Genomic DNA, 25,601 nt, shown 5'->3' with positions numbered 1-25,601 from the left:
CTCGGCCCGGGCCCGGGCTCAGACCGGGGCTCAGACCGGGGCGCTGACGTCGTCGAGCGCGGCGCGGATCTCCAGGGGGAGATCGATCTTCTCGGTGGCCAGCGACGCCGCGAGCTGGGCGGAGTCGCGCGCACCGACGACGGCGGCGGCGACCCCGGGCCGGTCGCGCACCCAGGCCAGCGCGACGGCCAGCGGCGAGGTGCCCAACCCGTCGGCCGCGGTGAGCACCGACTGCACGATGCGCGCCGAGCGCTCGTTGCGCCGCGCCTCGACGTAGGGCGCCAGCACGGGCGAGGCGGCACGCGAGTCGGCGGGGGTGCCGCCCGCGTACTTGCCCGTCAGCACCCCGCGGCCCAGCGGCGCCCACGCGACGAGGCCCAGGCCGTGGTGCTGTGCGGCCGGCACGAGCTCGGCCTCGGCGTCGCGGGTGAGCAGGGAGTACTCGACCTGCGCCGACACGGGGACCGCGACGGCCGTGCCCGCCCGCGCCCGCTCGGTGACCGTCGCGAGCTGCCAGCCCGACGGCGCGACGAGCCCCGCGTAGCGGGCCTTGCCGCCCATGACCGCGACCTGCACGGCCGAGAGCGTCTCCTCCAGCGGCACGGTGGCGTCCCAGCCGGGCAGCTGCCAGAGGTCGACGTGGTCGACCCGCAGCCGGCGCAGCGTCGCGTCCAGGGAGTCGAGCAGCGCGCCGCGGGCCCCGTACTCGCCCGCCGCGCCGCCCGGCAGGCCGCCGCGCGCGGCGATCACGACGTCCTCGCGCGGCACCGAGTCGGCCATCACCGCGCCGAGCATCTCCTGGGCGGCGCCCTCGGCGTAGGCGTCGGAGGTCTCGACCAGGCTGCCGCCCGCGTCGACGAACGTCACGAGCTGGTCGGTGGCGCTCTCCAGGTCGGTGTCGTCGCCCCAGGTCATGGTGCCGAGGCCGATCCGGGACACCTGGAGACCGCTGGTCCCGACCTGTCTGCGCCGCACCGGGTCAGCCTATTGCCAGGCCCGCCCGGAGCCCCCGGTACGGTGCCTGGCCGTGTCGCATTTGAGCTGCGGGCTCCACTCGTGAGCTGGTTCGAGGTCATCGTCCTGAGCGTCGTCCAGGGACTCACGGAGTTCCTCCCGATCTCCTCGTCGGCGCACCTGCGCATCGTCTCGGGGGCGTTCTTCGGCAACGACCCGGGCGCGGCCTTCACGGCGGTCTCGCAGCTGGGGACGGAGGCGGCCGTCCTGATCTACTTCGCCAAGGACATCTGGAACCTCGTCAGGACCTGGTTCCGCGGCTTCGTCGACGCCGACGTGCGGACGACCGCCGAGTACCGGCTGGCCTGGCTCGTGATCATCGGCACGATCCCGATCAGCGTCCTGGGCTTCCTGTTCAAGGACTCCATCGAGACGGTCGCCCGCAACCTGTGGATCGTCGCGACGACGATGATCGTCTTCGGGGTGCTGCTGGGGCTGGCCGAGCGCTACGGCACGCAGCGCAGGCCGCTGACCGACCTCACCGTGCGCGACGGCGTGCTGCTCGGCTTCGCCCAGGCGCTCGCGCTGATCCCGGGCGTCTCCCGCTCCGGCGGCACGATCACCGCGGGCCTCGCGCTGGGGCTCGACCGGCCCGCCGCCGTGCGCTACTCGTTCCTGCTCGCGATCCCGGCCGTCGTCGCGGCCGGGCTGTTCCAGCTCGGCGACGTCACGACCTCGGGGCTGACCAGCGGACCGCAGATGGTCGTCGGCACCGTCATCGCGTTCGTCGTCGGGTACGTGATCATCGCCTGGCTGCTCAAGTACGTGCAGAACAACACCGTCTACGTCTTCGTGGCGTACCGCATCGCGCTCGGCGCGGCGCTGTTCGCGGCACTCGCCATCGGTGCGGTCTCCGCGACGTGACGCTGCGACGTCGCGGCCGCCGGGCCGTGGCCGGGCCGATCGCGCCGGTCCACGTAGGCTCGATCGCGTGACCACGCTGATCCTGCTGCGCCACGGGCGCTCGACGGCCAACACCGCGGGCGTCCTCGCCGGCCGCAGCCCCGGGGTCGAGCTCGACGAGACCGGCCGGGGGCAGGCCGAGAAGGTCGTCGAGCGGCTGGCCGGGCTCCCCATCGTCGAGATCGTCACCTCGCCGATGACGCGCTGCCGGCAGACCGTCGAGCCGCTGGCCATCGACCGCAAGATCACCCCCGTCGTCGAGGACGAGCTGTCCGAGGTCGACTACGGCGACTGGACCGGCGGCACGCTCAAGACGCTGGCCAAGGAACCGCTGTGGAAGGTCGTGCAGGCCCACCCGTCGGCCGCGGTCTTCCCCGGCGGCGAGGGCCTGGCCGGGATGCAGGCCCGCGCGGTCGCGGCCGTCCGCCGGCACGGCGCGCGGATCGCCGAGCAGCACGGGCCGACCGCGGTCTGGGTGGCGTGCAGCCACGGCGACGTCATCAAATCCGTGCTGGCCGACGCGTTGGCCACGCACCTGGACAACTTCCAGCGGATCATGGTCGACACCTGCTCGGTGAGCGTGGTGCACTACACCGACACCCGGCCGTTCGTCGCCAGGGTCAACGACCTCGGGGGCGACCTGAAGGGCATCGTCGCCCCGAAGCCGCGCCGTCGCCGCGCCGCCAAGCGCAGCTCCGACGCCGTCGTCGGCGGCGCCACCAGCTGAGCCCGGGGCCGCCGCCCGGGCCGGGTGCGAGCCGTGCGACAGGTCGCAGACGTGCCCGGGGCGCGGCGGTGGCCTACTCTCGGAGGTGCCATGTCACGCGTCATCCATGTCTTCCGCCAGCCCGAGCGCTTCGTCGCGGGCACCGTCGGCGAGCCCGGCGACCGGTCGTTCTACCTCCAGGCGGCCGAGCAGGCCCGCACGATCAGCGTGCTGCTGGAGAAGCAGCAGGTCTCGGTGCTCGCCGAGCGCATCGGTGCGCTGCTGCAGGAGGTCAACCGCCGGTTCGGCCAGGAGCTGCCCGAGTCGCAGGACGGCAACCCCGACACCGACCCGCTCGCCGTCCCGCTGGAGGAGGAGTTCCGGGTCGGGACGATGGGCCTGGGCTGGGACGCCGAGACCCGCTCGATCGTCGTCGAGCTGCTGGCGGTGACCGAGGAGGAGATCGACGAGTCGGTGGTGCTCGACGACACCGACGAGGGCCCCGACGCGCTGCGCGTGTTCCTCTCGCCGCCGCAGGCGAAGGCGTTCGCCGAGCGCGCCGAGCTGGTCGTCTCCGCGGGCCGCGCGCCGTGCCCGCTGTGCGCGGAGCCGCTCGATCCCGCGGGCCACATCTGCGTGCGGCTCAACGGGTACCACCAGCGCTCCCCGATGACCGACTGACGCGCCGCACGTGGACCTTCGCGACCCGGCGGTGCACGAGGTGCTCACCGCCGGCCGGATCGAGATCACCGGCAGACTCGTCGACGCCTCCAACGCGACGCTCTTCGGCACCGTCACCCTCGACGGCACCGAGCTGGAGTGCGTCTACAAACCCGTCCGCGGCGAGCGCCCGCTGTGGGACTTCCCCGACGGCACCCTGGCCGGCCGCGAGGTGGCCAGCTTCCTGGTGTCCGAGGCGTCGGGGCTGCACGTCGTGCCGCCGACGATCCTGCGCGAGAACGGCCCGTTCGGGCCCGGCATGCTGCAGGTCTGGGTCGACACCGACGACGAGCGCGAGCTCATCGACGTCTGCTCGCCGCGGAAGGTCCCGGCCGGCTGGAAGCGGGTGCTGCGCGCGCGTGACGGCGCGGGCGACCCGGCGGTCCTCGTGCACGCCGACGACCCGCAGCTGGCCGCGATGGCGGCGTTCGACGTCGTCGCCAACAACGCCGACCGCAAGGGCGGGCACGTCCTCGCGGGCGTCGACGGCCGTGTCTACGGCGTCGACCACGGGTTGACGATGCACGTCGAGGACAAGCTGCGCACCGTGCTGTGGGGCTGGGTGGGCGAGGAGGTCCCCGAACCCGTCGTGGCCGGGCTGGAGAAGCTGCGCAGCGCGCTCGACGGCGGCCTCGCCGACACGCTGGGCGAGCACCTGACGATCGCCGAGGTCGCGGCGCTGACGTCGCGGCTCGACGCGCTCCTCGCGGCGCCCTGCTACCCGGAGCCGTCCGGGTACGGCCCGGCGATCCCGTGGCCGGCGTTCTGACCTACCGCCCGTAGCCGTCGAGCCACGCGCGGTCGAACCACGCGGGCGGCTGCGGGATGCGGGTCGTGACGGTGCGGTCGCGGTAGTCGACCCGCGCGGTCCCGTCCTCGACCCGGACGCGGATCGGCTCCAGGTTCTCCGGCTCGCCGAGATCCTCGCCCAGCGTCGTCGCCGCGAAGGCGCGCATCGGCGCCGAGTGCGTGCAGACCAGCGCCAGCTCCGCGCCGGCGGCGGCGAGCGCCGGGCCGAGCGCCGAGATGCCCAGCCAGGTCCGCAGCGACGCGAGCTGCGGCGGCTCGAAGTACAGCATCGGGTTGTGCGTCCAGTACTCGATCGGCCCGCCCGCCGCGGCGACGGCGGCGTAGTCGCTGTCGAACCGGTCGTACTCGCGGACCCAGTCGGGTTCGGGCGTGCCCGTCCCCAGTGCCAGCCGGGCCCCGACCGCGACCGAGGTGTCGACGACCTCCCCCTCCAGGCAGAACCGCAGGTTGTCGAAGTGCGGCTCGGGGTACAGCTCACCGAGCTGCGACTCGTCGACGCCCTCGGCGAGCAGCGCGGCGCGCAACGTCAACGCGGTCGCGGTCGCGCGCGAGGTCCGGGCGTGCGGCATCAGCACCCGCGCGCTCGGCGCGATCCCGGCGGCCAGGACCTTGCCGCGGGCGCGGGCCTGCTCCTCGCCGCGCGGGGTCAGGCCGTGGTCGCCGTCGTAGCCGAGCGTCTCGCCGTGGCGGAGCAGGACGACCTCGTAGGCCGTCGCGCTCCGCGCACCGTTCCCCGGATCCGGACCCCCGCCGATCGTTCCGTCCGCCATGGACGCCGACGCTACCCGGCGTCGCGACCGCCACACGGCGGTTCGTACCGCAGTCCGGAACGGGCAGGATGGCGGCCGGACCGAGCGGCAGCCCGGCGACGACGCGCGCGACGTCGCCGAAGCACGAGAACACGAGGAGTCGACGATGACGGGACAGAGCCGGATCGGTGTCACCGGGCTGGCGGTGATGGGGGCGAACCTGGCCCGCAACATCGCCCGGCACGGCGTCCCCGTCGCGGTGCACAACCGGACGGGCGCGCGCACCACGGAGTTCATCGAGGCCTACGGCGACGAGGGCGAGTTCACCGGCACCCAGTCGCTGCAGGAGTTCGTCGACGCGCTCGAGCGGCCCCGCCGGATCATCGTCATGGTGAAGGCGGGCAAGCCCGTCGACGGCGTCATCACCGAGCTCACGCCGCTGCTCGACGAGGGCGACATCATCATCGACGCCGGCAACTCACACTTCCCCGACACCGTGCGGCGCACCGCCGAGTGCGCGGCCAACGGGATCCGGTTCATGGGCGTCGGCGTCTCCGGTGGCGAGGAGGGCGCGCTGCTCGGGCCGAGCATCATGCCCGGTGGCGACCCCGAGGCCTACGCCGAGGTGAAGGACGTCTTCGAGGCGATCGCCGCGCAGGTCGACGGCACCCCCTGCGTCGTCCACGTCGGGCCCGGCGGTGCGGGGCACTACGTCAAGATGGTGCACAACGGCATCGAGTACGCCGACATGCAGCTCATCGTCGAGGCGTACGACCTGCTCACCCACGTCGCCGGGCTCGACGCCCCGGCCATCGGGAAGATCTTCGAGGAGTGGAACAGCGGCGACCTCGAGTCGTTCCTCATCGAGATCACCGGCAAGGTCCTCGCCAAGGTCGACGAGAAGACCGGCGGCCCGCTCGTCGACGTCATCGTCGACCGGGCCGGGCAGAAGGGCACCGGTACCTGGACCGCGATCGACGCCCTCGGCCTGGGCATCCCGCTGACGGGTATCACCGAGGCCGTCTTCGCCCGCGGGCTCTCGGCGTTGCGCGACGAGCGGAAGAAGGCGTCGACGACCCTGGCCGGGCCGAACCCGTCGGCCGCGGAGGACCGCACCGACCTGGTCGACGACATCCGGCAGGCGCTCTACGCGTCGAAGGTCGTCGCCTACGCGCAGGGCTTCGCACAGATGCGGGCGGCCTCGCTGCAGAACGACTGGAACCTCGACCTCGGCGCCATGGCCACCATCTGGCGTGGCGGCTGCATCATCCGGGCGCAGTTCCTCAACCGGATCCGCGACGCCTACGCCGAGCATCCCGACCTCGACAACCTGCTGATGGTCCCGTACTTCACCGAGGCCGTCGCGAACGCGCAGGACGCCTGGCGGCGGGTGGTCGTGACGGCGACGGAGCAGGGCGTCGCGATCCCGGCGTTCTCCTCCAGCCTGAGCTACTACGACGGCTACCGCCGCGAGCGCGGGCCCGCCAACCTCATCCAGGGCCTGCGCGACTTCTTCGGCGCGCACACCTACGAGCGCATCGACGCGGAGGGTTCCTTCCACACCCGCTGGGCCCAGGACGGTACGGAGGTCCGCACGGACTGACCCCTGCTCGCGAGGGGGCGGCGCGTCTACCGCACGAACGGCACAGTGGCGCAATTCAGTTGCGCGACTGTGCCGTTCGTTCACGAGGGTGGGTCGGGGATGGGGAGGGTCGGGGCGACGGGGGCGGGGAGCCGGCGGCCCAGCCAGTCGACCAGCGGCGGCAGCTGTGCGCGGACGGCGACCTGGTTGTGCCCGCCCCCGGGGAAGGTGTGCGTCACCAGCGTGACGGGCGGGACCGCGGCCGCGCGGAGCCGGGCGAGGGCGGCCTGCTCGTCGTCCTCGTCGGCGCCCGCGGTCGCGAGGATGGCGGTCGGGGCCGGCCGGTCACGCAGGTGGGCGACGACGTCGTTCGCGGCGGCGAGGTCGGGCCGGCCGGCGAAGAGGTCGCCGGTGACGATGTCGTCGGGCGTGCGGTCGTAGCCGGACTGGCTGACCGCGATCGAGTACAGGTCCGGGTGCCGCAGGGCGAGGTTCATGGCGCAGTACCCGCCCGAGGACCAGCCCGAGAGCGCCCACGCCTCGCGTTCCGGGCGCACCCGCAGTGTGTGCAGGGCCCAGTCGTGCAGGTCCGTCGTCAGATAGGTGTCGTCGAGTGCGCCGTGCGAGGCGTCGACGCACTCCTCGTCGTGGCCGAACCGGGGCTCGCCGTTGGTGTCGGGGACGAGCACGACGGCGGGCGGCATCCGGTGCTCGGCGATCGCGGCGTCGACCAGGTCGGTGACGCCGAAGAGCGCGACGACCTCGCGCGGCTCCCCGGGGAAGCCCGGCAGCCATTCGACGACGGGGTAGCGGACCGCGGCCTGCGCCGGGTCGGTGTAGCCCGCGGGCAGGTAGACGTCGGCGTCGCGGGTGATGCCCGACCGCGGGCCGTGGAACACCATGTGCAGCACCGAGCCGTGGCCCTGCGCGCTGCGGGCGTCGAGCAGCGGGAGCGCGGCGGGGAGGTCGGCACCGTCGGGCCCGATGTCGGCGACGGTGCCCTCCCCGGGGTTGCCCGACGAGCCGAGCAGCGACCCCAGCGTCGGGTAGAACGAACCGAGGTAGTTCACCCCCGCGCCGGCCGCGACCAGCACGCCCAGCACGGCGACGACCGTCGTGACGCTGCGCCAGGTCCGGCGGTGCCGCCACGCGTCCCAGCGCCACGGCACGAGCGCGACGAGGGCCAGCGCGACGACGGCCACGGCCGCGACGACCCAGCCGTCGTCGAGCCGGATTGTCGAGGCGTGGAGGCCGAGCACCGTTGAAGCGTGTCAGACCCCCACGCGCCGGGCGGGCAGCGGGGCGGGCTCGCTCCAGTGGTACTTGCCGCCGCGCAGGGCCGACGCGATCGCCGCGACCAGGCACGCGGCGGCGGCGAACCCGAGCGCGAGGGTGAGGCCGTGGGCGAACGGGCCGGAGATGAGCTGCGGGAAGAACTCCCGTCCGGTCAGCGTCGAGGCCTGCGCGGGCGTGACGCCCGCCAGCACCTGCGGGCCGAGGAGCGTCTGGATCGGGTTGAAACCCAGCAGCGCGGCGAACAGGGTGCCGACGGGCGGCAGTGCCGCGACCTGCGCCGCCGTCGCCGCGGGAACGCCCTGGGCGGTGAGCCCGGCGGCGAGCGTCGTCGGCAACGAGGACGCCAGGCCCAGGATCAGCATCGAGAAGAAGATGCCGATCGACAGGACGGTGGCGGCGTTCTGGAACGTCGACGTCATGCCGGCGCCGGCGCCGCGCTGGTCGGGCGGCAGGCTGTTCATGATCCCGGCCCGGTTGGGGGAGGAGAACAGCCCCATCGCGAGCCCGTTGAGCAGCAGCAGCCCGGCGAACGCGACGTAGCCGAAGTCGACGGGGAGGAAGTCGAGCAGCAGGAAGCTCGCGGCGGCGACGACCATGCCGCCGGTGGCGAACGGCCGCGCGCCGAAGCGGTCGGACAGGTAGCCCGAGACGGGGCCGGCGACGAGGAACCCGATCGTCAGCGGCAGCATGTAGATGCCCGCCCACAGCGGCGTCCGCTCGAACGAGTAGCCGTGCTCGGGCAGCCAGATCCCCTGCAGCCAGATGATCAGGATGAACTGCAGGCCGCCCCGGCCGAGCGCCGCGAGCAGGCTCGCGAGGTTGCCGGCGGTGAAGGCGCGGATGCGGAACAGCGAGAGCCGGAACATGGGATCGGGCACCCGGGTCTCGATCCGCGCGAACAGCGCGAGGACCACGAGCCCGCCGACGATGAGCGTCAGTACCAGCGGACTCGTCCACCCCATGGTGTGACCCGCGTAGGGCTGGATGCCGTAGGTGATTCCGATCAGGACCGCGACCAGGCCGATGGCGAAGGTGACGTTGCCCCACCAGTCGAGGCGCGCGCGGGTACGGGTGCCGGTGTCGCGGAGCTTGCGGTAGGCCCAGATCGTCCCGAAGACGCCGACGGGCACCGACACGAGGAACACCCAGTGCCAGTTCACCGGCCCGAGCACCCCGCCGACGACCAGGCCGACGAACGAGCCGCCGATGCCGGCGACCTGGTTGACGCCCAGCGCCAGGCCGCGCTGGTGGGCGGGGAAGGCGTCGGTGAGGATCGCGGTGGAGTTGGCCAGCAGCAGCGCGCCTCCGACGCCCTGCAGCACCCGCATGGCGATCAGCCAGACGGCCGCGGCATCGCCGTGCATCCAGGTGGCCGCGAGCAGGATCGAGAACACGGTGAACACCGCGAACCCGAGGTTGTACATCCTCGTGCGGCCGAACATGTCGCCCAGCCGTCCGAAGCTGACGACGAGCACGGCCGTGACGACGAGATAGCCCATGATCAGCCACAGCAGGTAGCTGATGTTCCCGGGCGCCAGCGGGTCGATGCCGATGCCGCGGAAGATGTCGGGCAGCGCGATGAGCAGGATCGACATGTTGATCGTGACGATCAGCACGCCCAGCGTGGTGTTGGAGAGGGCGACCCACTTGTACCGGTCGTCGTCCGGAGTAGTCATTAGCATCAGCAACTAATCTACGCCGCGAGGTCCTGAGCGGCGATGTTCGCCATGGCGACCATCGCCACTCACAGGCGTCAGGCGCTGCCGGGGCCGCGCCACCGCGACCGCCCCTCGAGATCACCGTCGACGCGGCCTGGGGCGACGTCCACTGCCGCGGCACGGCGTCGTGCGCGCCGAGCTGACCCGGCGGCCCGCAGGTGCGGCTCTCTCACCTGCGGCGACGAGGGATGCGTCCGCGGTCCGGTCGGGTAAAGGAATTCCCAGGTCAGAGGCCCGCTACGCTCCCCGCTCGTGACGACCCACGACGGTGTGCGGATGCCGCGGCGACGGCTGCTGCGCCTGGGCGCAGGGCTGGCCGGCCTGGCGGGCGTCGCGGCCGCGTGCGGGACGGCCCCGTCGGAACCGGCTCCCGCGCCGCCCCCGTCGGGCATCCCGCCGTCCGCACCTCCCACGACGCGGCCCTCGGCGGTCCCCGGCGCCCCGGCGGCCGAGGTGGAGCGGCGGACCGGTGGCCGGCCGGAGGTCGCCCTGACCTTCCACGGTGCAGGCGATCCCGGGCTCGCGAAGAAGGTGCTCACCGCCCTGCACGATCGGGGCGCGGCCGTCACCGTCCTGGCCGTCGGGACGTGGTTGCAGCAGTCGCCCGACTCGGCCCGCACGGTCACCGATCTTGGTCACGAGCTGGGCAACCACACGTGGTCGCACCTCGACGTCGACGCGCTCCCGGAGGCCGCGGCCCGCACCGAGATCGAGAAGTGCCGCGACCGGATCGCCGCGCTCACCGGCGGGCCCGGCGCGTTCTTCCGGCCGTCGCAGGCCCAGCACGCGACGGCGCGGGTCAGGGTTCTCGCCGCCGCGGCGGGGTACCCCACGGTCCTGTCCTACGACGTCGACTCCCGCGACTTCACCGACCCCGGCGTCGACGCGATCCGGCGCAACGTCCGGTCCGCGACCGCGGGGTCGGTCGTCAGCATGCACCTGGGCCACCCCGAGACCCTGCAGGCGATCCCAGGCCTCCTCGACGACCTCGCGGCCCGCGGGCTGCGGCCCGTCACCGCGACACAACTGTTCGCCTGAGAGGACCCTCGTGCCGCTTCCCGTCCCCTCCTTCCGGGCAGCCCCTCGGCGGCGACCGGCCCGCGCCGCTGCCGTCGTCGCGCTGGCCGTGGCCGTCGTCGTCGGGCTCGCGGGCTGCACCTCGGGCGGCGCCCCGCAGTCGGCCACGGGTCCCGCGCCGACGGCGACACCGGGCGCGCAGCCTGCGTCGTTCCCGGGGATGCCGCCCGTGAGCGACCCGCACAACGTCTACTCCGACGCCGGCGCGAACATGCTCTCCGACGCCGTCAGGACGGCGAAGCCGCTCGTCTACGTGCCGCACACCAAGTCGGGCGACGTCTGGACGATCGACCCGGCGACGTTCCAGGTCGTCGGCAGGTACCGGCTCGGCGGGGAGCTGCAGCACGTCGTGCCGTCCTGGGACATGAAGACGCTCTACGCGACCGACGACACCAGCGACAAGATCACCCCGTTCGACCCCGTGACCGGCCTGCCGGGAAAGAACATCCCGGTCGTCGACCCCTACAACATGTACTTCACCCCTGACGGGAAGTCGGCGATCTCGGTCGCCGAGGCCCGTCGCAAGCTGGTCTTCTACGACCCGCACACCTGGCAGGTGCAGGGTGAGCTGCCGACGCCGCAGTGTGCGGGCATCGACCATGCCGACTACACCCCGGACGGCCGGACGGCCCTGTTCACCTGCGAGTTCGACGGCCGCGTCGCCATCGTCGACCTGGTGAACCGGACGGTCCTGCGCACGATCGACATGCCGGTCCGGCACATGCGGATGGGTCCGCAGGACATCAAGATGGCTCCCGACGGCTCGGTCTTCTACGTCGCGGACAGCCAGGAGGGCGGCGTCTGGGTGATCGACGGCGCGGGCACCAAGGTGCTGCGCGAGATCCCGACGGGGGCCGGCGCGCACGGCCTCTACCTCTCGCGCGATGCCGAGCGGTTGTTCGTCACCAACCGGATCGACGGCAGCGTGAGCGTGCTCGACGCGTACACCGGCGCCGTCGAGGCGAAGTGGACGATCCCCGGCGGCAGCCCCGACATGGGCAACGTGACCGCCGACGGCAGTCAGCTGTGGCTCTCGGGCCGCTACACCCACGAGGTGTACGTGCTCTCGACGACCGACGGGAAGCTCCTGGCCCGAATCCCGGTCGGCGACGGCCCGCACGGCCTGTGCGTGTGGCCGCAGCCCGGCCGGTACTCGATCGGGCACACCGGCATCACCCGCTGAGACTCCCGCGACGCCGTTCCGGCGAGCCGGGTTGTGGACGGGCGGCGGGTCGCACCCGCCCGACCACGTCATCCGCCACATCCTGACCGACCGGCCGCTCGTCCGGGTGACAGCTCTGCCACGGCGACGTCGCCGGAGCGGCTCGAGTGCCGGTCAGGCCCTTCCGGTCGTGCCTCGGACGGCCTCGGCGCGGGCCAGCAGCCCGAGTGCGAGGGCGCCCACCAGCAGGCCGAAGTCGCGGAGCGCGACGTCGTAATAGCCCGGCAGGGTGAGCAGGTCGACGATGATCCCGAGGAGCCACGCGGCGACGACCCAGGCGCCGATCCGCGGCGCGGCCGCGACGAGCAGGCCGGCCACGATCTCGATCACCCCGACCGCGTACATCACCTGCTGGGCGTCGCCGGGCAGGATGCCGTCGATCCAGGGTGCCAGGTAGCGCGGCCAGTCGGTGAGCAGGTTCGTGAACTTGTCGAGGCCGAAGAGGATGGGTGCCACCGTGAAGACCGTCCGCAGGAGCAGGAAGGCGAGATGGGCCGGGTCGGCAAGGACGCCGCGGCGACCCGTGGTGGTCTCGGTGGACATGGGTCCTCCTCTAAAAACAAGGATGATTGTTGATAGAAGGAGAAGGTAGCCCTCCTCGTTCTCTATCGTCAACGTGTCATGGCGATAGATTGGGGTCATGCGGAACCGGCTGCTCGCAGGCATCACGTCCGCGGCGTCGCTCGACGAGCCCACCCGGCGACGGCTCTACGCCTTCGTCGTCCGGCAGCCCGAGCCCGTCGGCCGGGACGACGCGGCCGCCGCCCTCGGACTGCCTCGGACCACGGCGGCGTTCCACCTCGACCGGCTGGCCGACGCCGGACTGCTCGACGTCATCCACGAACGCCGCTCGGGCCGGCGCGGCCCGGGCGCCGGCCGGCCCGCGAAGCTCTACCGGCGTGCGGCCCGCGAGATAGAGGTCTCGCTGCCCGAACGTCGCTACGACCTCGTCGGCAGGTTGCTCGCCGGTGCGGTCGACGAGGCCACCTCCTCGGGGCGCCCGGTCGGCGTGGTGCTGGAACAGCGGGCCTACGCGTTCGGCCGCACGCTCGCCGAGGGCGGCGACACCGCGGACGCGGACTGCCGTCCCAGCGGCCTCGCGGACGACGGGCCGGCCATGTCGGTGGTCCGGGTGCTCGAGGCCCACGGGTACGAGCCGCGCTCGTCGGACACGGGCATCACGCTGGGCAACTGTCCGTTCGACGTCCTGGCCCGGGAGTACACGGAGCTCGTCTGCGGCGCCAACCTCTGTCTGATCTCGGGGGTCCTCGACACGCACCCGGACGCCCGCCTCGAGGCCGAGCTGCGGCCCGGGGAGGCGGGCTGCTGTGTGCATCTGGTCCCGGCGCTGCCGCCGACCGGATGACCGGCACCTCGCGCGGCGGACCGCGGGCGTCGGACGGACGGGCGAAACGGCTGGCGCGACGAGCAGGAGGACCGGTGACGGCGAACGAGCGGGAGATCGAGGAGGGCCTGCACCGCGGGCTCGCCGTCGACAAGACCTACGCAGGCTATCTGCGGCTCGACGAGCTGCTCGGCGCCCAACGCCCGCAGAGCCGTCCGGAGCATCACGACGAGCTGCTGTTCATCGTCCAGCACCAGACCTCGGAGCTGTGGCTCAAGCTGGTGATCCACGAGCTGCGCCACGCCGCGGCCATGATGGACGCCGACGACCTCGGCCCGGCGTTGAAGGCGCTGGCCCGGGTCAAGGCGGTGCAGCGGCAGCTGTTCGAGCAGTGGGCGGTCCTGGAGACGTTGACGCCGACGGAGTACCTGCAGTTCCGGTCCGCGCTGGGGACGGCGTCGGGTTTCCAGTCCGAGCAGTACCGGACGGTGGAGTTCCTGCTGGGCAACAAGAACGCGGCCGCGATCGAGGTGTTCGCCGACGACTCCGACACGGCCCGGCGGTTGCGCGAGGTCCTCGCCGCGCCGAGCCTGTACGACCACTTCCTGCGCCACCTCGCCCGCGCGGGCTATCCGGTGCCCCGCGAGGTGCTCGACCGCGACCTGTCGAGGGCCCACGTGTTCGCACCCGAGCTGGTGGACGTGTTCCGCCTGGTCTACACCGACCCGGGCCGGGACTGGGGCGCCTACGAGACGTGCGAGGCGCTCGTCGACGTCGAGGAGAGCTTCCAGCTCTGGCGGTTCCGTCACCTCAAGACGGTCGAGCGGATCATCGGGTCCAAGCGCGGCACCGGCGGGTCGAGCGGGGTGGGTTTCCTGCGCGCGGCGCTGGACCTGACGTTCTTCCCCGAGATCCTGGCCGTGCGCACGGAACTGGAGTGATCATGACCCCCACGCTCGCCGACGCCGAGAGGCTCGACGCCGCCGATCCGCTCGCCTCCTTCCGTGACCGCTTCCTCGTCCCCGACGACCCGGGTCTCGTCGCCTACCTCGACGGCAACTCGCTCGGCCGTCCTCCGAAGGCGACGGCCGAGCGGCTCGCCGCGCTCGTCACGCACGACTGGGGGACCCGCCTCATCCGGTCCTGGTCGGAGGGCTGGATGGAGCTGCCGTTCGAGATCGGCGACCGGCTCGCGGCCGCGGTGCTCGGCGCGGAACCGGGGCAGACGGTCGTCGCCGACTCGACGACGGTGTGCCTCTACAAGCTGATGCGCGCCGCCGCGGCGATGCGGCCCGGCCGCGACGAGGTCGTCGCCGACCGCGGCAACTTCCCGACCGACCGCTACGTCGTCGAGGCCGTCGCCGCGGAGTGCGGGCTGACGGTGCGCTGGATCTCGCCCGACCCGGCGGGCGGGGTCACCCTCGCCGATGTCGTCGACCACGTCGGCGAGCGGACCGCGTTCGTCACGCTCTCCCACGTCGCGTACAGGTCCGCCTGGATCGCCGACCTGCACGGCATCACCGCCGCGGCCCACGACGCCGGCGCACTCGTGGTCTGGGACCTGTGCCACAGCGTCGGCTCGGTGCCGCTCGACCTCGACGCCGCGGGTGTCGACCTCGCCGCCGGCTGCACCTACAAGTTCCTCAACGCGGGTCCCGGCGCACCCGCGTTCCTCTACGTCGCCGCCGCGCTGCAGGACGGGTTCGCCCAGCCGATCACCGGCTGGATGGGCCACGCCGAGCCGTTCGCGATGGGTCGGGACTACGCGCCGGCGACGGGGATGCGCCGCGCGCTGTCGGGGACGCCGCCGATCACCGGCCTGATCGGTGTCGACGAGGGCGTGAAGCTCGTCGCCGAGGCGGGGATGGACCGCATCCGCGCGAAGGCGGTCGCGCTCACGGAGCTGGCGGTGACCCTGGCCGACGACCTCCTGGACGGCGTCGGCATCGGCTCCCCGCGCGATCCCGCCCGCCGCGGCGGCCACGTCACGGTCACGCACCCGGACGCGAAGACGCTGTCCGACAGGCTGATCGCGGCCGGTGTCGTCGTCGACCACCGGCCGCCCGACGGCATCCGGATCGGCCTGTCGCCGCTCACGACGTCGTTCGCCGAGCTGCATCGCGCGATGACCGTGTTCGCGGACGTCCTGCAGATGTCGTGAGTGGCGATAGTCGCGGCCGCGACTATCGCCACTCACAGTCCCCCGGGGCAGGTCCTCAGGCCAGCGGGACGACCTCCGGTGCGCCCATCCGGGCGGCGTCGGCGGTCTCGTCGTCGGGCATCTTCTGGCTCTCCCGTTCGGCGTCGACCCGCTTGCGGTAGTGCTCCTTCTCGCGCTCGACCTGCTCGTCGCTCCAGCCGAGCACCGGCGCCAGCAGCCGCGCCGCCTCCTCGACGGACCCGACGCCGCGGTCGAAGGTCTCGATCGAGATACGGGTACGGCGGGCCAGCACGTCCTCCAGGTGCCGGGCACCCTCGTGCGAGGCCGCATAGACGATCTCGGCGCGCAGGTAGTCGGGCGCCCCGGCCAGCGGCTCGCCCAGCGTCGGGTCCTCGTCGACCAGCGCGAGCACCTCGTCGATCATCGAGCCGTACCGGCTGAGCAGGTGCTCGATCCGGGCGACGTGCAGGCCGTGCTCGGCCGCGAGCCGGTGCCGGGCGTTGAGCAGGGCCTTGAACCCCTCCGCGCCCAGCAGCGGCACCTTCTCGGTGACCGACTCCGGCACCTTCGCGTCCAACCCGTGGACGGCGGCGTCGACCGCGTCCTTGGCCATGACGCGGTAGGTCGTGTACTTGCCGCCCGCGACGACGACCAGACCCGGCACCGTGTGCGCCACCGCGTGCTCGCGCGAGAGCTTCGACGTCGACTCCGACTCGCCCGACAGCAGCGGCCGCAGCCCGGCGTAGACGCCCTCGACGTCGGCGTGCGTGAGCGGTTGCTCCAGCACGGCGTTGGCGTGGTCGAGCAGGTAGTCGATGTCGGCCGCGCTCGCCGCGGGGTGGGCCTTGTCGAGCGACCAGTCGGTGTCGGTCGTGCCGATGATCCAGTGCCGGAACCACGGGATCACGAACAGCACCGACTTCTCGGTGCGCAGGATCAGCCCGGAGTCGCCCTGGATGCGGTCGCGCGGCACCACGAGGTGGATGCCCTTGCTGGCCCGCACCTTGAACTGGCCGCGCTCGCCGACGAGGCTCTGGGTGTCGTCGGTCCACACCCCCGTGGCGTTGACGACCTGCCTGGCCCTGACCTTGATCGTCTCGCCGGACTCGAGGTCGTGCACCTCGGCGCCGGTGACCCGCTCGCCCTCGCGCAGCAGCGCCACGACCCGCGCCCGGGACGCGATGTGCGCCCCGTACGCCGCCGCCGTGCGGGCGACGAACATCGTGTGGCGGGCGTCGTCGACCTGCGCGTCGTAGTACTGCAGGGCGCCGACCAGCGCCTCCTTGCGCAGCGACGGCATGATCCGCTTCGCACCCGTGCGCGTGAGGTGCCGGTGGTGGGGCACGCCGCGGGCCCGGCCCGACAGCAGGCCGAGGGTGTCGTAGAGCGCGACGCCCGCACCGGCGTACGCCCGCTCCCACACCCGGTGCTGCAGCGGGTAGATGAACGGCACCGGACGCACCAGGTGCGGCGCCAGCGTCTGGATGAGCAGCCCGCGTTCCTGCAGCGCCTCCGCGACCAGCCGGAAGTCGAGCATCTCCAGATACCGCAGACCGCCGTGGATGAGCTTGCTCGAACGGCTCGACGTCCCGGACGCGAAGTCCCGGGCCTCGACGAGCCCGACGGTCAGCCCGCGGGTGGCGGCGTCGAGGGCACTGCCCGCGCCCACGACGCCACCACCGATCACGAGCACGTCGAGCTCGGTCCCCGCCATGGCGCGCAGGGCCTCGGCCCGGGCCTGCGGGGAGAGCGCGACCGATCTCATGGGATTCCTTCCTCAGGTCACGACGCCGTCGGCGTCAGTCGACGTCCACCCAGTTCAACGTCCGCTCGACGGCCTTCTTCCACTTCGCGTACCCCTCGGCACGCTGGTCATCGCTCCACTGCGGCGACCAGTGCCGGGCCTCGTTCCAGTTCTGCCGCAGCTCGTCGGTGTTCTTCCAGAACCCGACGGCCAGGCCCGCCGCGTAGGCCGCGCCCAGCGCCGTCGTCTCCGCGACGACGGGCCTGCTGACGTCGACACCCAGCACGTCGGACTGGATCTGCATGCACAGCTCGTTCATGGTGACGCCGCCGTCGACCTTGAGCACCTCGAGGTGTACGCCGGAGTCCTTCTCCATGGCCTCGATCACGTCGCGGCTCTGGTAGCAGATCGCCTCGAGCGTCGCCCGGGCGAGGTGCGCGTTGGTGTTGTAGCGCGACAGCCCGACGATCGCGCCGCGCGCGTCGGAACGCCAGTAGGGCGCGAACAGCCCCGAGAAGGCCGGGACGAAGTAGACGCCTCCGTTGTCCTCGACCTGGCGGGCCAGCGCCTCGGACTGCGACGCACCCGAGATGATCCCGAGCTGGTCGCGCAGCCACTGGACGGCCGAGCCGGTCACCGCGATGGAGCCCTCCAGCGCGTAGACGACGTCCTCGTCGTTGAACTTGTAGCAGACCGTCGAGAGCAGGCCCGCCTTCGACCGGATCAGCTCCGTGCCGGTGTTGAGCAGCATGAAGTTGCCGGTGCCGTAGGTGTTCTTCGCCTCGCCGGGTGCGAAGCACACCTGGCCGACGGTCGCGGCCTGCTGGTCGCCGAGGTCGCCGGTGATGAGCACCTCGCCGGCCAGCGGGCCGGTCCCCCGGGTGTTCCCGTAGCCGGACGTGTACGAGCTCGGTTTGATCTCCGGCAGCATCTGCCGCGGGATGCCGAAGAAGCCGAGCAGCTCGTCGTCCCAGTCGAGCGTCTCGAGGTTCATCAGCATCGTGCGGCTGGCGTTGGTGACGTCGGTGCAGTGCACGCCGCCGTCGCGACCGCCGGTGAGGTTCCAGATCAGCCACGTGTCGGTGTTGCCGAAGATCGCGTCGCCGCGCTCGGCGGCGGCCCGGACCCCGTCGACGTTCTCGAGGATCCACTGGATCTTGCCGCCGGAGAAGTACGTCGCGGGCGGCAGGCCCGCCTTCTGCCGGATGGTGTCGCCCTTGCCCTCGCGCTCGAGCGCGGAGGCGATCCGGTCGGTGCGCGTGTCCTGCCAGACGATCGCGTTGTAGTAGGGACGGCCGGTGTTGCGGTCCCACACGACGGCCGTCTCGCGCTGGTTGGTGATGCCCAGCGCGCAGAGGTCGCCCGCGGACAGCCCGGTCTTGTTCAGCGTGCTCTGCAGCACCGCCGAGGTGCGTTCCCAGATCTCGACGGGGTTGTGCTCCACCCAGCCCGCCTGGGGGAGGATCTGCTCGTGCTCCAGCTGGTGGCGGCCCACCTCGTTGCCGGAGTGGTCGAAGATCATGAACCGCGTGCTGGTCGTGCCCTGGTCGATCGCGCCGACGTAGTCAGCCATGTCGGTCCTCTCCTCCTGTCAGGTGTTGGCTCGCGGCTCGGACACGGGCGGGGTCGGGAGCATCTCCTCGTCCTTGGGCAGGTAGCGCTCGATGAGGAGGATGAACAGGCCACCGCCGATGAGGCCGCCGACGATCGGCGCGACGATGGGTAGCCAGAAGTAGAGGTTGCCGTGCTGGTCGTACATGGCCGTCGAGTAGCCGGTGATCAACGACGCGACCCGGGGGCCGAAGTCACGCGCCGGGTTGATGGCGTACCCGGCGTTCGTGCCCCACGCCATGCCGATCGCGACGACCAGCAGGCCGACGACGACCGGGCCCAGGTTGGCCAGCGGCGGGTTGTTGACGGCCGTCGTCAGGGCGAAGATCACGAAGATGAGGATCGCGGTGCCGACGATCTGGTCGAGGAACGCCGTCGGGATGCCGATGCCGTCGAGGCCGTTGCCGGGCAGCGTGGAGAAGATGCCCTGGGTCTTGATGGTGTGGCCGGGGTCGACCTTCGCGATCGCGTCGGCGTAGACCACGCGGACGATCAGCGCCGCGACGAACGCCCCCAGGAACTGCGCGAGGCAGTACGGCAGCACCTTCCGCCACTCGAAGCCCTTGAACGCGGCGAGTGCGATCGTCACGGCGGGGTTGAGGTGGGCCCCGGACAGCCGTGCCGCGACGTACACACCGAGGGTGACGCCCAGACCCCACGCCCAGGCGATGGAGTCGTGGTCGCCGAGGCTGCCGTCGGGCGACGTGACGACCTGCGCCACGACGCCGACACCGAACAGGATGAGGATCATCGTCCCGGCGAACTCGGCGCTCAGCTCGCCGAGCAATGTCTTCCGCATAGCAGTGCCCTCCTTTGGGGTGCCGTGTCGCCCGGGACCGTCGTGTCGCCCTCCTGCTCGGGTCGGCTCCCGCGCGCGCGAAGGGACGCTAGGAACCTCCTGTGACGGAGGCAATATCGCATGTTCGTCAATGTCGAATCGACATCGCCGAACCGGTCACATCCGCCCTAGGCTTCGGGGGTGCCCGGCGCGATCCAGTCGATCGAGCGGGCGGCCGCCGCGCTGCGGTTGCTCGCCAGCACCGGCCGCCCGCTCGCGCTCGCCGAGCTGGCCGCGGCTCTCGACCTGCCCCGGCCGACGGCCCACGGCATCCTCCGCACGCTGCGTGAGGTCGGCTTCGTCCAGCAGGACCCCGGCAGCGCGCTCTACACCGTCGGCGACGGGCTGAGCAGCCTCTCGACGCCCGGCTGGGACCGCCACGACCTGCGCTCACGGTCGATGAACTGGGCCGACGCGCTGGCCGGCGGCACGGGCTGCGCGGTGTTCGTGGGCGTGCCCGAGGGACGCGTCGTCAGCCTGGTCCACCACGTCTTCCGGCCGGACGGCTCCCCGCAGCGCCTGCGGACGAACGAGACCGTCCCCATGCACGCGACGGCGCTGGGCAAGTGCCTGCTCGCCTTCGCCCCGCTCGTGACGCCCGCCGCGCGGGAGCTCGACCTGCACCGCTACACCGGCCGGACCTGCACGACGCCCGCGGCGCTGGAGAGCCATCTCGCCGTCGCGCGGCGCCGCGGGGTGGCGACGAGCTTCGCCGAGCACGAACCCGGGATCGGCGGGGCCGCGGTGCCGCTGCGCGGGGCCGGCGGGCTCGCCGTCGGCGCGCTGGCGATCAGCGGGCCGGTCGAGCACCTCTTCGGGTCCGGGGGCACGGTGCGCACGCGGCTGCTCGACCAGCTCACCGCGGCCGCGGGCGAGATCTCGGTGACGTTGGGGCACTCGTGAGGGCGCCCCGGTCGTGCAGGAACGGCACTTTCCCGCAACCGGGCTGCGGGAAAGTGCCGTTCCTGCAGCCGGACGGCGGCGCACAGGGAAGCACCCGATGAGTGAGCGAGTGGTAGCGGCGATCGACCAGGGCACGACGTCGACACGCTGCCTGCTGTTCAACCGCGCCGGCCGGATGATCGCGGTCGCCCAGCGCGAGCACCGCCAGCACTACCCGCGCCCCGGCCGGGTCGAGCACGACGTCGAGGAGATCTGGCGCAACCTCGTGTCGATCGTCCCGGCGGCACTGCGCCGCGCGGGGCTGGGCCCGGAGAACATCGCCGCGCTCGGGATCGCCAACCAGCGCGAGACCACCGTCATCTGGAACCGGCACACCGGGCTCCCGCTGGCCCGCGCGATCACCTGGCAGGACACGCGCACCGACGGCATCGTCGCCAGGCTGACGGCCGAGGGGCACGGGCCGCTGTTCTCGTCCGTGTGCGGGCTCGCCCCGGCGACCTATTTCGCCGGTCCGCGGCTGCGCTGGCTGCTCGACAACGTTCCCGGTGCGCGGGAGGGCGCCGAGCGCGGCGACGTCCTGTTCGGCACGATGGAGACCTGGCTGATCTGGCGGCTCACCGGCGGGCCCGCCGGCGGCGTGCACGTCACCGACGTCACCAACGCCAGCCGCACGATGCTGATGGACATCCGCACGCTGCAGTGGTCACCGAAGCTGCTGGCGGCACTCGACGTCCCGGAGCGGATGCTGCCGCGCATCCGGTCGAACTCCGAGGTCTACGGCGTCTGCTCGACCGTGCTGCCCGGCGTCCCGGTCGCCGGCGCGCTGGGCGACCAGCACGCCGCGCTCGTGGGCCAGACCTGCTTCGCGCCCGGCGAGGCGAAGTGCACCTACGGCACGGGCGCGTTCATGCTGATGAACACCGGGCCGCGGATGGCGGAGTCGACCCACGGACTGATCCCGACGGTCGGCTACGTGCTCGGCGAGAACGTGCCCGTGTACGCGCTCGAGGGCTCGATCGCGATGACGGGCTCGCTGGTGCAGTGGTTCCGCGACTCGCTCGGGCTGATCGAGACCGCGCCCCAGATCGAGACTCTCGCGATGACGGTGCCCGACAACGGCGGCTGCTACATCGTCCCGGCGTTCTCCGGGCTCTACGCGCCGCGCTGGCACCCGGACGCGCGCGGCGTCATGGTCGGCCTGACGTCCTACATCGACAAGGGGCACCTGGCCCGGGCGGTGCTGGAGGCGACGGCGTGGCAGACCCGCGAGGTCGTCGACGCGATGAACGCCGACTCCGGGCTGCCCGTCACCCGCCTCAAGGTCGACGGCGGCATGACGGCCAACCACCTGCTCATGCAGTTCCTCGCCGACGTGCTCGACGTGCCGGTCGAGCGGCCGCTCGGGTCGGAGGCGGTGTCGCTGGGTGCGGCGTACGCGGCGGGGCTGGCCGTCGGCCACTGGTCGAACCTGGAGACGTTGCGCGCCAACTGGCACCGGGCCGCCGCGTGGGAACCGGCGATGGACCCGGAGCTGCGGCGCCGCGAGCACGCGAACTGGGAGCGCGCGGTCGACCGCAGCTACGACTGGGTCATCCCGTCCTGAGCGCCGGCGGGACGGTCAGGAGAGGCCGGGACCGCCCATCGGCGAGAGCTCGATGAACTCGGGCGGCCCCGCGAGCAGTCCCAGCACCGAGCCGAGCCCGGCCTCGCCGAGGTCGCGGTTGAGCGCCGCGTCCGACGCCGCCTCGTCGCTCCAGACCTCGGTGATCCACACCGCGTCGTCCTCGTCGGGCGTCCGGTTGACGACGTAGAGCTCGCAGCCGGGGGCGTCGCGCATCCCTTCGGCGACGCGCAGCAGCCCCTCGGCCAGCGCACGGCCCTGCCCCTCGACGGCGACCATCCGCACGTACCGACCCACCCTGCCGCCGCTCATGGGTCCCGACGGTACGGCCCTGTCGACGACCCGGCCGAAGCACCCTGTGAGTGGCGACCATCGCCACTCACAGGGGGACCACCAGGATGCGGTCGTCGTCGGCGGCGGGGGAGCCGCGGCCGTCGCGGTTGCTCGTGGTCACCCAGAGCGAGGACCGGTCGGGGCTGGCGACGACGGTGCGCAACCTGCCGAACTGTCCGGTGTAGAGCGCCTCGGGGGTCCCGACGCGGCCGTCGGGGGTCAGCGGCACCCGCCACAGCCGTTCCCCGCGCAGCGCACCGACCCACAGCGAGCCGCCCGCGTAGGCCATCCCGCTCGGGGAGGCGTCGGCGGTCGACCACGTGAGGAGGGGATCGGCCAGGCCCGGCCGCCCGGCGATCCCCTCGACGGTCGGCCAGCCGTAGTTCGCGCCCGCCGTCAGGAGGTTGATCTCGTCGTAGGTGTTCTGGCCGAACTCGGTCGCGTAGAGCCGGTCGCCGGGGCCGAAGGCCAGGCCCTGCACGTTGCGGTGGCCATAGGTGAAGACGCCGGTGCCGAAGGGGTTGCCGGGGGCGGGGGCCCCATCGGGGGTGAGGCGCAGGACCTTGCCCCCGAGGTCGTTCAGGTCCTGGGCGGGGCCGCGGCGGCCGGCCTCGCCCGTCGCCACGTAGAGGAACCCGTCGGGACCGAACGTGAGGCCGCCGCCGTTGTGGATCGACCCGGCCGGGATGCCGGACACGACCACCGTCTGCGCAGCGCCGTCGACCGTCCCGTCCGGCGCGACCTGCAGCCGCACGACCCGGTTGTCCTCGGCCGACGTGTAGTACACGAAGACCGTGCGGTCCGCCGCGAACCGCGGCGACACCGCGATCCCGAGCAGGCCGCCCTCACCGCGGGCCACGACCCCCGCGACCGTTCCGACCGGCGTCGCCGCCCCCTGCGGGGTCACCCGCATGATCGCCCCGGACATCCGCTCGGTGACCAGCGCGTCGCCGTCCGGGAGGAACGCGACGCCCCAGGGCACCTCGAGCCCGGTCAGCAGGACACGCGGACCGGCGGGCGTGCGCTGCGGCTCGAGGTCCGACGGAGGAGCCGGCACCGGGACCCGGGCGGTGGCGTCGGGGTCGGGTGCGGCGCCGGCGCACGCGGCGAGGGTGAGCAAGGCGACGACCACGACGCCGACGACCCTGACGACCCCGCCGACGACGCCGCTAGTGCCGCGGGCTGCGATGCGCACGGAAACCACGCTAACCACCCGTGAGGGACGAGGCCGTCGGGACCCACCGATCGGGTGCGCCGCACGGGGTCGCGCGGCGGCCGGCCGGGTGGCGGCGGCAGACTCGGGGCGCACCCCGCGGTCGCGGGTGCCGATGATGGGGGACTGATGTCGGTCGATCACCTGCTGCAGACGATCCCGCCGCTGACGGTGTACCTGCTCGTCGGGTTCGTCGTGGGGATCGAGAGCCTCGGCATCCCCTTGCCCGGCGAGATCGTGCTGGTCAGCGCGGCGTTGCTGTCGTCGCGCCACGAGCTCGCGGTGTCCCCGGCGTGGATCGCGGTGGCCGGCAGCGCGGGCGCGATCATCGGCGACTCGATCGGCTACCTCGTCGGACGCCGCTACGGCATGGCGTTGTTCGGCCGGCTCGGCAGGCGCTTCCCGCGGCACTTCGGTCCCGACCACGTCCGGGTCGCCGAACGGGTCTTCACCCGCTGGGGCATGTGGGCGGTGTTCTTCGGCCGGTTCATCGCGCTGCTGCGGATCTTCGCGGGGCCGCTCGCCGGCGCGCTCGGCATGCACTACCCGCGGTTCCTCGTGGCCAACGCGCTCGGCGGGATCGCGTGGGCGACCGGGACGACGCTCCTCGTCTACTCGCTGGGCGTCGTGGCCGAGAGATGGCTCTCGCGGTTCTCGTGGATCGGCCTGGTCGTGGCGGTGCTGGTGGGACTCGGGGTGAGCCTCGTGATCCGCGCCCGGACGCGCAGGCTCGCCGAGAGCTACGCCGCCGAGTCCGACGACTGACACGTTCCGGCGATCCTCGCGGAGCGAGTGTCTACCGTGAGCGACGTCCTCTTGGTGTTTCAATTGGCTGCCGGTCGGGACGATTTCGGCGCTCCAGACGGTCGGCGGATCGTCGCGGACGACGTGAATGGGCCGCTGCAGGCGGCGTGCGGTGTCCGCGCGTGGGGAGGTGTGTTCGTGAAGGCGCGCTCGCTGATCTTCGACCTGTTCGGCGACTACCTTCGCTACCGGGGGGGCGAGGCCCGGTTGCGGAGCCTCGTGTCGCTGATGCACTGCTTCGACGTCCCTGAGCCCACGGTCCGCGTCGTGGTGACGAGACTGCGTAAAGAGGGCTGGTTGGCGAGCCGCCGCGACGGCCGCGAGACGGTCTACCTCCTCACCGACGCAGCCTGGGGGCTGCTCGACGAGGGTCGTGAGCGCATCTTCCACCGCGCGCAGGGCCCGTGGGACGGGCTGTGGCACATGGTCATCTACTCCGTCCCGGAGGCCGAGCGCGGCCTACGCGAGCAACTGCGCAAGAAGCTTGCCTGGTTCGGTTTCGGCCCGCTCTCGTCGGCGGTCTGGGTGAGCCCGCACGACCGCACCGGGCTGGTTCGCGCCGCTTTTGCCGATGAGCCCGCCGTGCAGCTCGACGTCTTCCGGTCGCGGTCGGCCGGCGTTGCCTCGGATCGGGACATCGCCGGCCGGTCCTGGGACCTCGAGGGCCTCGACCGCGCCTACGCCGAGCTCCTGGAGACCTATCGGCCCCGGCTCGCGGCCTATCGGTCGGGCGCGCTGCAGGGCACGGACGCGCTGGTCGAGCGGATGAACCTGGTCCACGACTACCGACGCTTCCCGTTCCGCGACCCTGATCTGCCGCCCGAGCTCCTGCCGGAGGGGTGGAGCGGCCGGCTCGCCCACGAGGTGTTCCTCGAAGCCCACGGGTTGCTGCGGGGCCCGGCCGAGGCCTGCGTCGACGCGCTGACGGGCGCCGTCGCACTGCCTGCGGAGGAGGCGGGGTAGGTCCACCCCCGCCAACGTTACACACGATGGACGATCGTCCTGCATATGTTGTAGGTTCGGGTCGTGCTCGCCACGGGGGCGGTGCACGCACACGACGAGGAGCGTGGCGGTCGTGCCGGCGGTGACAAGCCCGACGCGTTTCCGATCCGGGCCCCCGGTGGTCGTCTCGTGCCTCGTGCGGCCGGCGCCCGAGTCATCGCCTTCGGCATCGGCTCCGGGTGCAGCCTCGACGGACTGCCGGGGCGACCGGCGCGCAGGCGGCCGACCC

24 protein-coding genes are annotated in these 25,601 nt (G+C 72.6%); 14 read left to right on the top strand and 10 right to left on the bottom strand.

All coding sequences use genetic code 11. The annotated features are described in order from the left end of the window. Positions 1 to 30: 30 nt before the first annotated feature. The gene (locus tag PSED_RS25590; protein WP_013677136.1) at positions 31 to 975 is read right to left on the bottom strand and encodes an aldo/keto reductase; all 945 of its coding nucleotides are present in this window, start codon (positions 973 to 975) and stop codon (positions 31 to 33) included. 81 nt (positions 976 to 1,056) lie between these two features. Between PSED_RS25590 and PSED_RS25585 the strand changes: the two genes are divergently transcribed. From PSED_RS25585 to PSED_RS25570, 4 genes are all read left to right on the top strand, one after another. Further along, entirely contained in the window at positions 1,057 to 1,878 is an 822-nt protein-coding gene (locus PSED_RS25585) for an undecaprenyl-diphosphate phosphatase (RefSeq protein WP_013677135.1), read from the top strand. Between the two features lie 67 nt (positions 1,879 to 1,945). Further along, positions 1,946 to 2,644, top strand: coding sequence for a histidine phosphatase family protein (locus PSED_RS25580; RefSeq protein ID WP_013677134.1), 699 nt, complete (start codon positions 1,946 to 1,948; stop codon positions 2,642 to 2,644). A 90-nt stretch (positions 2,645 to 2,734) separates the two neighbouring features. Continuing rightward, positions 2,735 to 3,304, top strand: coding sequence for a DUF3090 domain-containing protein (locus PSED_RS25575; RefSeq protein WP_013677133.1), 570 nt, complete (start codon positions 2,735 to 2,737; stop codon positions 3,302 to 3,304). Between the two features lie 10 nt (positions 3,305 to 3,314). Then, the gene (locus PSED_RS25570; RefSeq protein WP_013677132.1) at positions 3,315 to 4,112 is read left to right on the top strand and encodes an SCO1664 family protein; all 798 of its coding nucleotides are present in this window, start codon (positions 3,315 to 3,317) and stop codon (positions 4,110 to 4,112) included. A 1-nt stretch (position 4,113) separates the two neighbouring features. On the opposite strand, the gene PSED_RS25565 is transcribed toward PSED_RS25570, so the two are convergent. Beyond that, a complete protein-coding gene (locus PSED_RS25565) occupies positions 4,114 to 4,923 on the bottom strand; it encodes a histidine phosphatase family protein (protein ID WP_013677131.1) in 810 nt (269 codons plus the stop codon). A gap of 145 nt (positions 4,924 to 5,068) precedes the next feature. Here PSED_RS25565 and gndA point away from each other — a divergent pair, with 145 nt between their 5' ends. After that, on the top strand, positions 5,069 to 6,505 hold the full coding sequence (gndA, locus tag PSED_RS25560; RefSeq protein ID WP_013677130.1) for an NADP-dependent phosphogluconate dehydrogenase: 1,437 nt from the start codon (positions 5,069 to 5,071) through the stop codon (positions 6,503 to 6,505). An 80-nt stretch (positions 6,506 to 6,585) separates the two neighbouring features. On the opposite strand, the gene PSED_RS25555 is transcribed toward gndA, so the two are convergent. Both PSED_RS25555 and PSED_RS25550 read right to left on the bottom strand, forming a co-directional pair. Next, on the bottom strand, positions 6,586 to 7,743 hold the full coding sequence (locus tag PSED_RS25555; protein WP_013677129.1) for an alpha/beta hydrolase: 1,158 nt from the start codon (positions 7,741 to 7,743) through the stop codon (positions 6,586 to 6,588). Between the two features lie 12 nt (positions 7,744 to 7,755). Further along, positions 7,756 to 9,462, bottom strand: a complete 1,707-nt coding sequence (locus tag PSED_RS25550) for an MFS transporter (RefSeq protein ID WP_013677128.1) — start codon at positions 9,460 to 9,462, stop codon at positions 7,756 to 7,758. Positions 9,463 to 9,750: 288 nt separating this feature from the next. Here PSED_RS25550 and PSED_RS25545 point away from each other — a divergent pair, with 288 nt between their 5' ends. Both PSED_RS25545 and PSED_RS25540 read left to right on the top strand, forming a co-directional pair. Next, entirely contained in the window at positions 9,751 to 10,536 is a 786-nt protein-coding gene (locus tag PSED_RS25545) for a polysaccharide deacetylase family protein (protein ID WP_013677127.1), read from the top strand. Positions 10,537 to 10,546: 10 nt separating this feature from the next. After that, positions 10,547 to 11,758 (top strand): YncE family protein, encoded by a 1,212-nt coding sequence (locus PSED_RS25540; protein ID WP_013677126.1) that lies wholly within the window; start codon positions 10,547 to 10,549, stop codon positions 11,756 to 11,758. Between the two features lie 153 nt (positions 11,759 to 11,911). Here the strand turns inward: PSED_RS25540 and PSED_RS25535 are convergent, their stop codons facing one another. Beyond that, entirely contained in the window at positions 11,912 to 12,340 is a 429-nt protein-coding gene (locus PSED_RS25535; protein WP_013677125.1) for a DoxX family membrane protein, read from the bottom strand. A gap of 97 nt (positions 12,341 to 12,437) precedes the next feature. Between PSED_RS25535 and PSED_RS25530 the strand changes: the two genes are divergently transcribed. The 3 genes from PSED_RS25530 (at position 12,438) to kynU (ending at position 15,303) form a co-directional block, all read left to right on the top strand. Next, positions 12,438 to 13,163 carry a helix-turn-helix transcriptional regulator gene (locus PSED_RS25530; RefSeq protein WP_013677124.1) on the top strand — a complete coding sequence of 242 codons (726 nt, stop codon included), beginning with the start codon at positions 12,438 to 12,440 and terminating at the stop codon, positions 13,161 to 13,163. Between the two features lie 74 nt (positions 13,164 to 13,237). Next, complete coding sequence (locus tag PSED_RS25525) at positions 13,238 to 14,083, top strand: tryptophan 2,3-dioxygenase (RefSeq protein WP_013677123.1); 846 nt, start codon at positions 13,238 to 13,240, stop codon at positions 14,081 to 14,083. A gap of 2 nt (positions 14,084 to 14,085) precedes the next feature. After that, positions 14,086 to 15,303 carry a kynureninase gene (gene kynU / locus PSED_RS25520; RefSeq protein ID WP_013677122.1) on the top strand — a complete coding sequence of 406 codons (1,218 nt, stop codon included), beginning with the start codon at positions 14,086 to 14,088 and terminating at the stop codon, positions 15,301 to 15,303. A gap of 55 nt (positions 15,304 to 15,358) precedes the next feature. On the opposite strand, the gene PSED_RS25515 is transcribed toward kynU, so the two are convergent. From PSED_RS25515 to PSED_RS25505, 3 genes are read right to left on the bottom strand one after another with little or no spacing between them, the layout of a single operon-like run. Next, entirely contained in the window at positions 15,359 to 17,068 is a 1,710-nt protein-coding gene (locus PSED_RS25515) for a glycerol-3-phosphate dehydrogenase/oxidase (RefSeq protein ID WP_013677121.1), read from the bottom strand. A gap of 34 nt (positions 17,069 to 17,102) precedes the next feature. Beyond that, entirely contained in the window at positions 17,103 to 18,620 is a 1,518-nt protein-coding gene (gene glpK / locus PSED_RS25510) for a glycerol kinase GlpK (RefSeq protein ID WP_013677120.1), read from the bottom strand. An 18-nt stretch (positions 18,621 to 18,638) separates the two neighbouring features. After that, positions 18,639 to 19,457, bottom strand: coding sequence for an MIP/aquaporin family protein (locus PSED_RS25505; protein WP_013677119.1), 819 nt, complete (start codon positions 19,455 to 19,457; stop codon positions 18,639 to 18,641). A gap of 180 nt (positions 19,458 to 19,637) precedes the next feature. On the opposite strand from PSED_RS25505, the gene PSED_RS25500 reads away from it, so the two are divergent. Beyond that, positions 19,638 to 20,399, top strand: a complete 762-nt coding sequence (locus PSED_RS25500) for an IclR family transcriptional regulator (RefSeq protein ID WP_013677118.1) — start codon at positions 19,638 to 19,640, stop codon at positions 20,397 to 20,399. A gap of 97 nt (positions 20,400 to 20,496) precedes the next feature. Then, positions 20,497 to 22,002: a glycerol kinase GlpK gene (gene glpK, locus PSED_RS25495; protein ID WP_013677117.1), complete on the top strand. Its 1,506-nt coding sequence runs from the start codon at positions 20,497 to 20,499 to the stop codon at positions 22,000 to 22,002. Positions 22,003 to 22,017: 15 nt separating this feature from the next. Here the strand turns inward: glpK (PSED_RS25495) and PSED_RS25490 are convergent, their stop codons facing one another. Together PSED_RS25490 and PSED_RS25485 are read right to left on the bottom strand one after the other, a co-directional pair. Beyond that, positions 22,018 to 22,332, bottom strand: coding sequence for a putative quinol monooxygenase (locus PSED_RS25490; protein ID WP_013677116.1), 315 nt, complete (start codon positions 22,330 to 22,332; stop codon positions 22,018 to 22,020). A gap of 67 nt (positions 22,333 to 22,399) precedes the next feature. After that, positions 22,400 to 23,548, bottom strand: coding sequence for a PQQ-dependent sugar dehydrogenase (locus tag PSED_RS25485; protein ID WP_143770621.1), 1,149 nt, complete (start codon positions 23,546 to 23,548; stop codon positions 22,400 to 22,402). 147 nt (positions 23,549 to 23,695) lie between these two features. On the opposite strand from PSED_RS25485, the gene PSED_RS25480 reads away from it, so the two are divergent. Both PSED_RS25480 and PSED_RS25475 read left to right on the top strand, forming a co-directional pair. After that, a complete protein-coding gene (locus PSED_RS25480; protein ID WP_013677114.1) occupies positions 23,696 to 24,331 on the top strand; it encodes a DedA family protein in 636 nt (211 codons plus the stop codon). A 36-nt stretch (positions 24,332 to 24,367) separates the two neighbouring features. Further along, complete coding sequence (locus tag PSED_RS25475) at positions 24,368 to 25,333, top strand: PaaX family transcriptional regulator (protein WP_233899153.1); 966 nt, start codon at positions 24,368 to 24,370, stop codon at positions 25,331 to 25,333. Positions 25,334 to 25,601 lie beyond the last annotated feature (268 nt).

This window comes from Pseudonocardia benzenivorans CB1190, assembly GCF_000196675.2.
GTDB classification, from domain to species: domain Bacteria; phylum Actinomycetota; class Actinomycetes; order Mycobacteriales; family Pseudonocardiaceae; genus Pseudonocardia; species Pseudonocardia benzenivorans.
The sequence above is the reverse complement of the archived record's forward strand: the minus strand, read 5'-3'. Positions and strand labels throughout refer to the sequence as shown.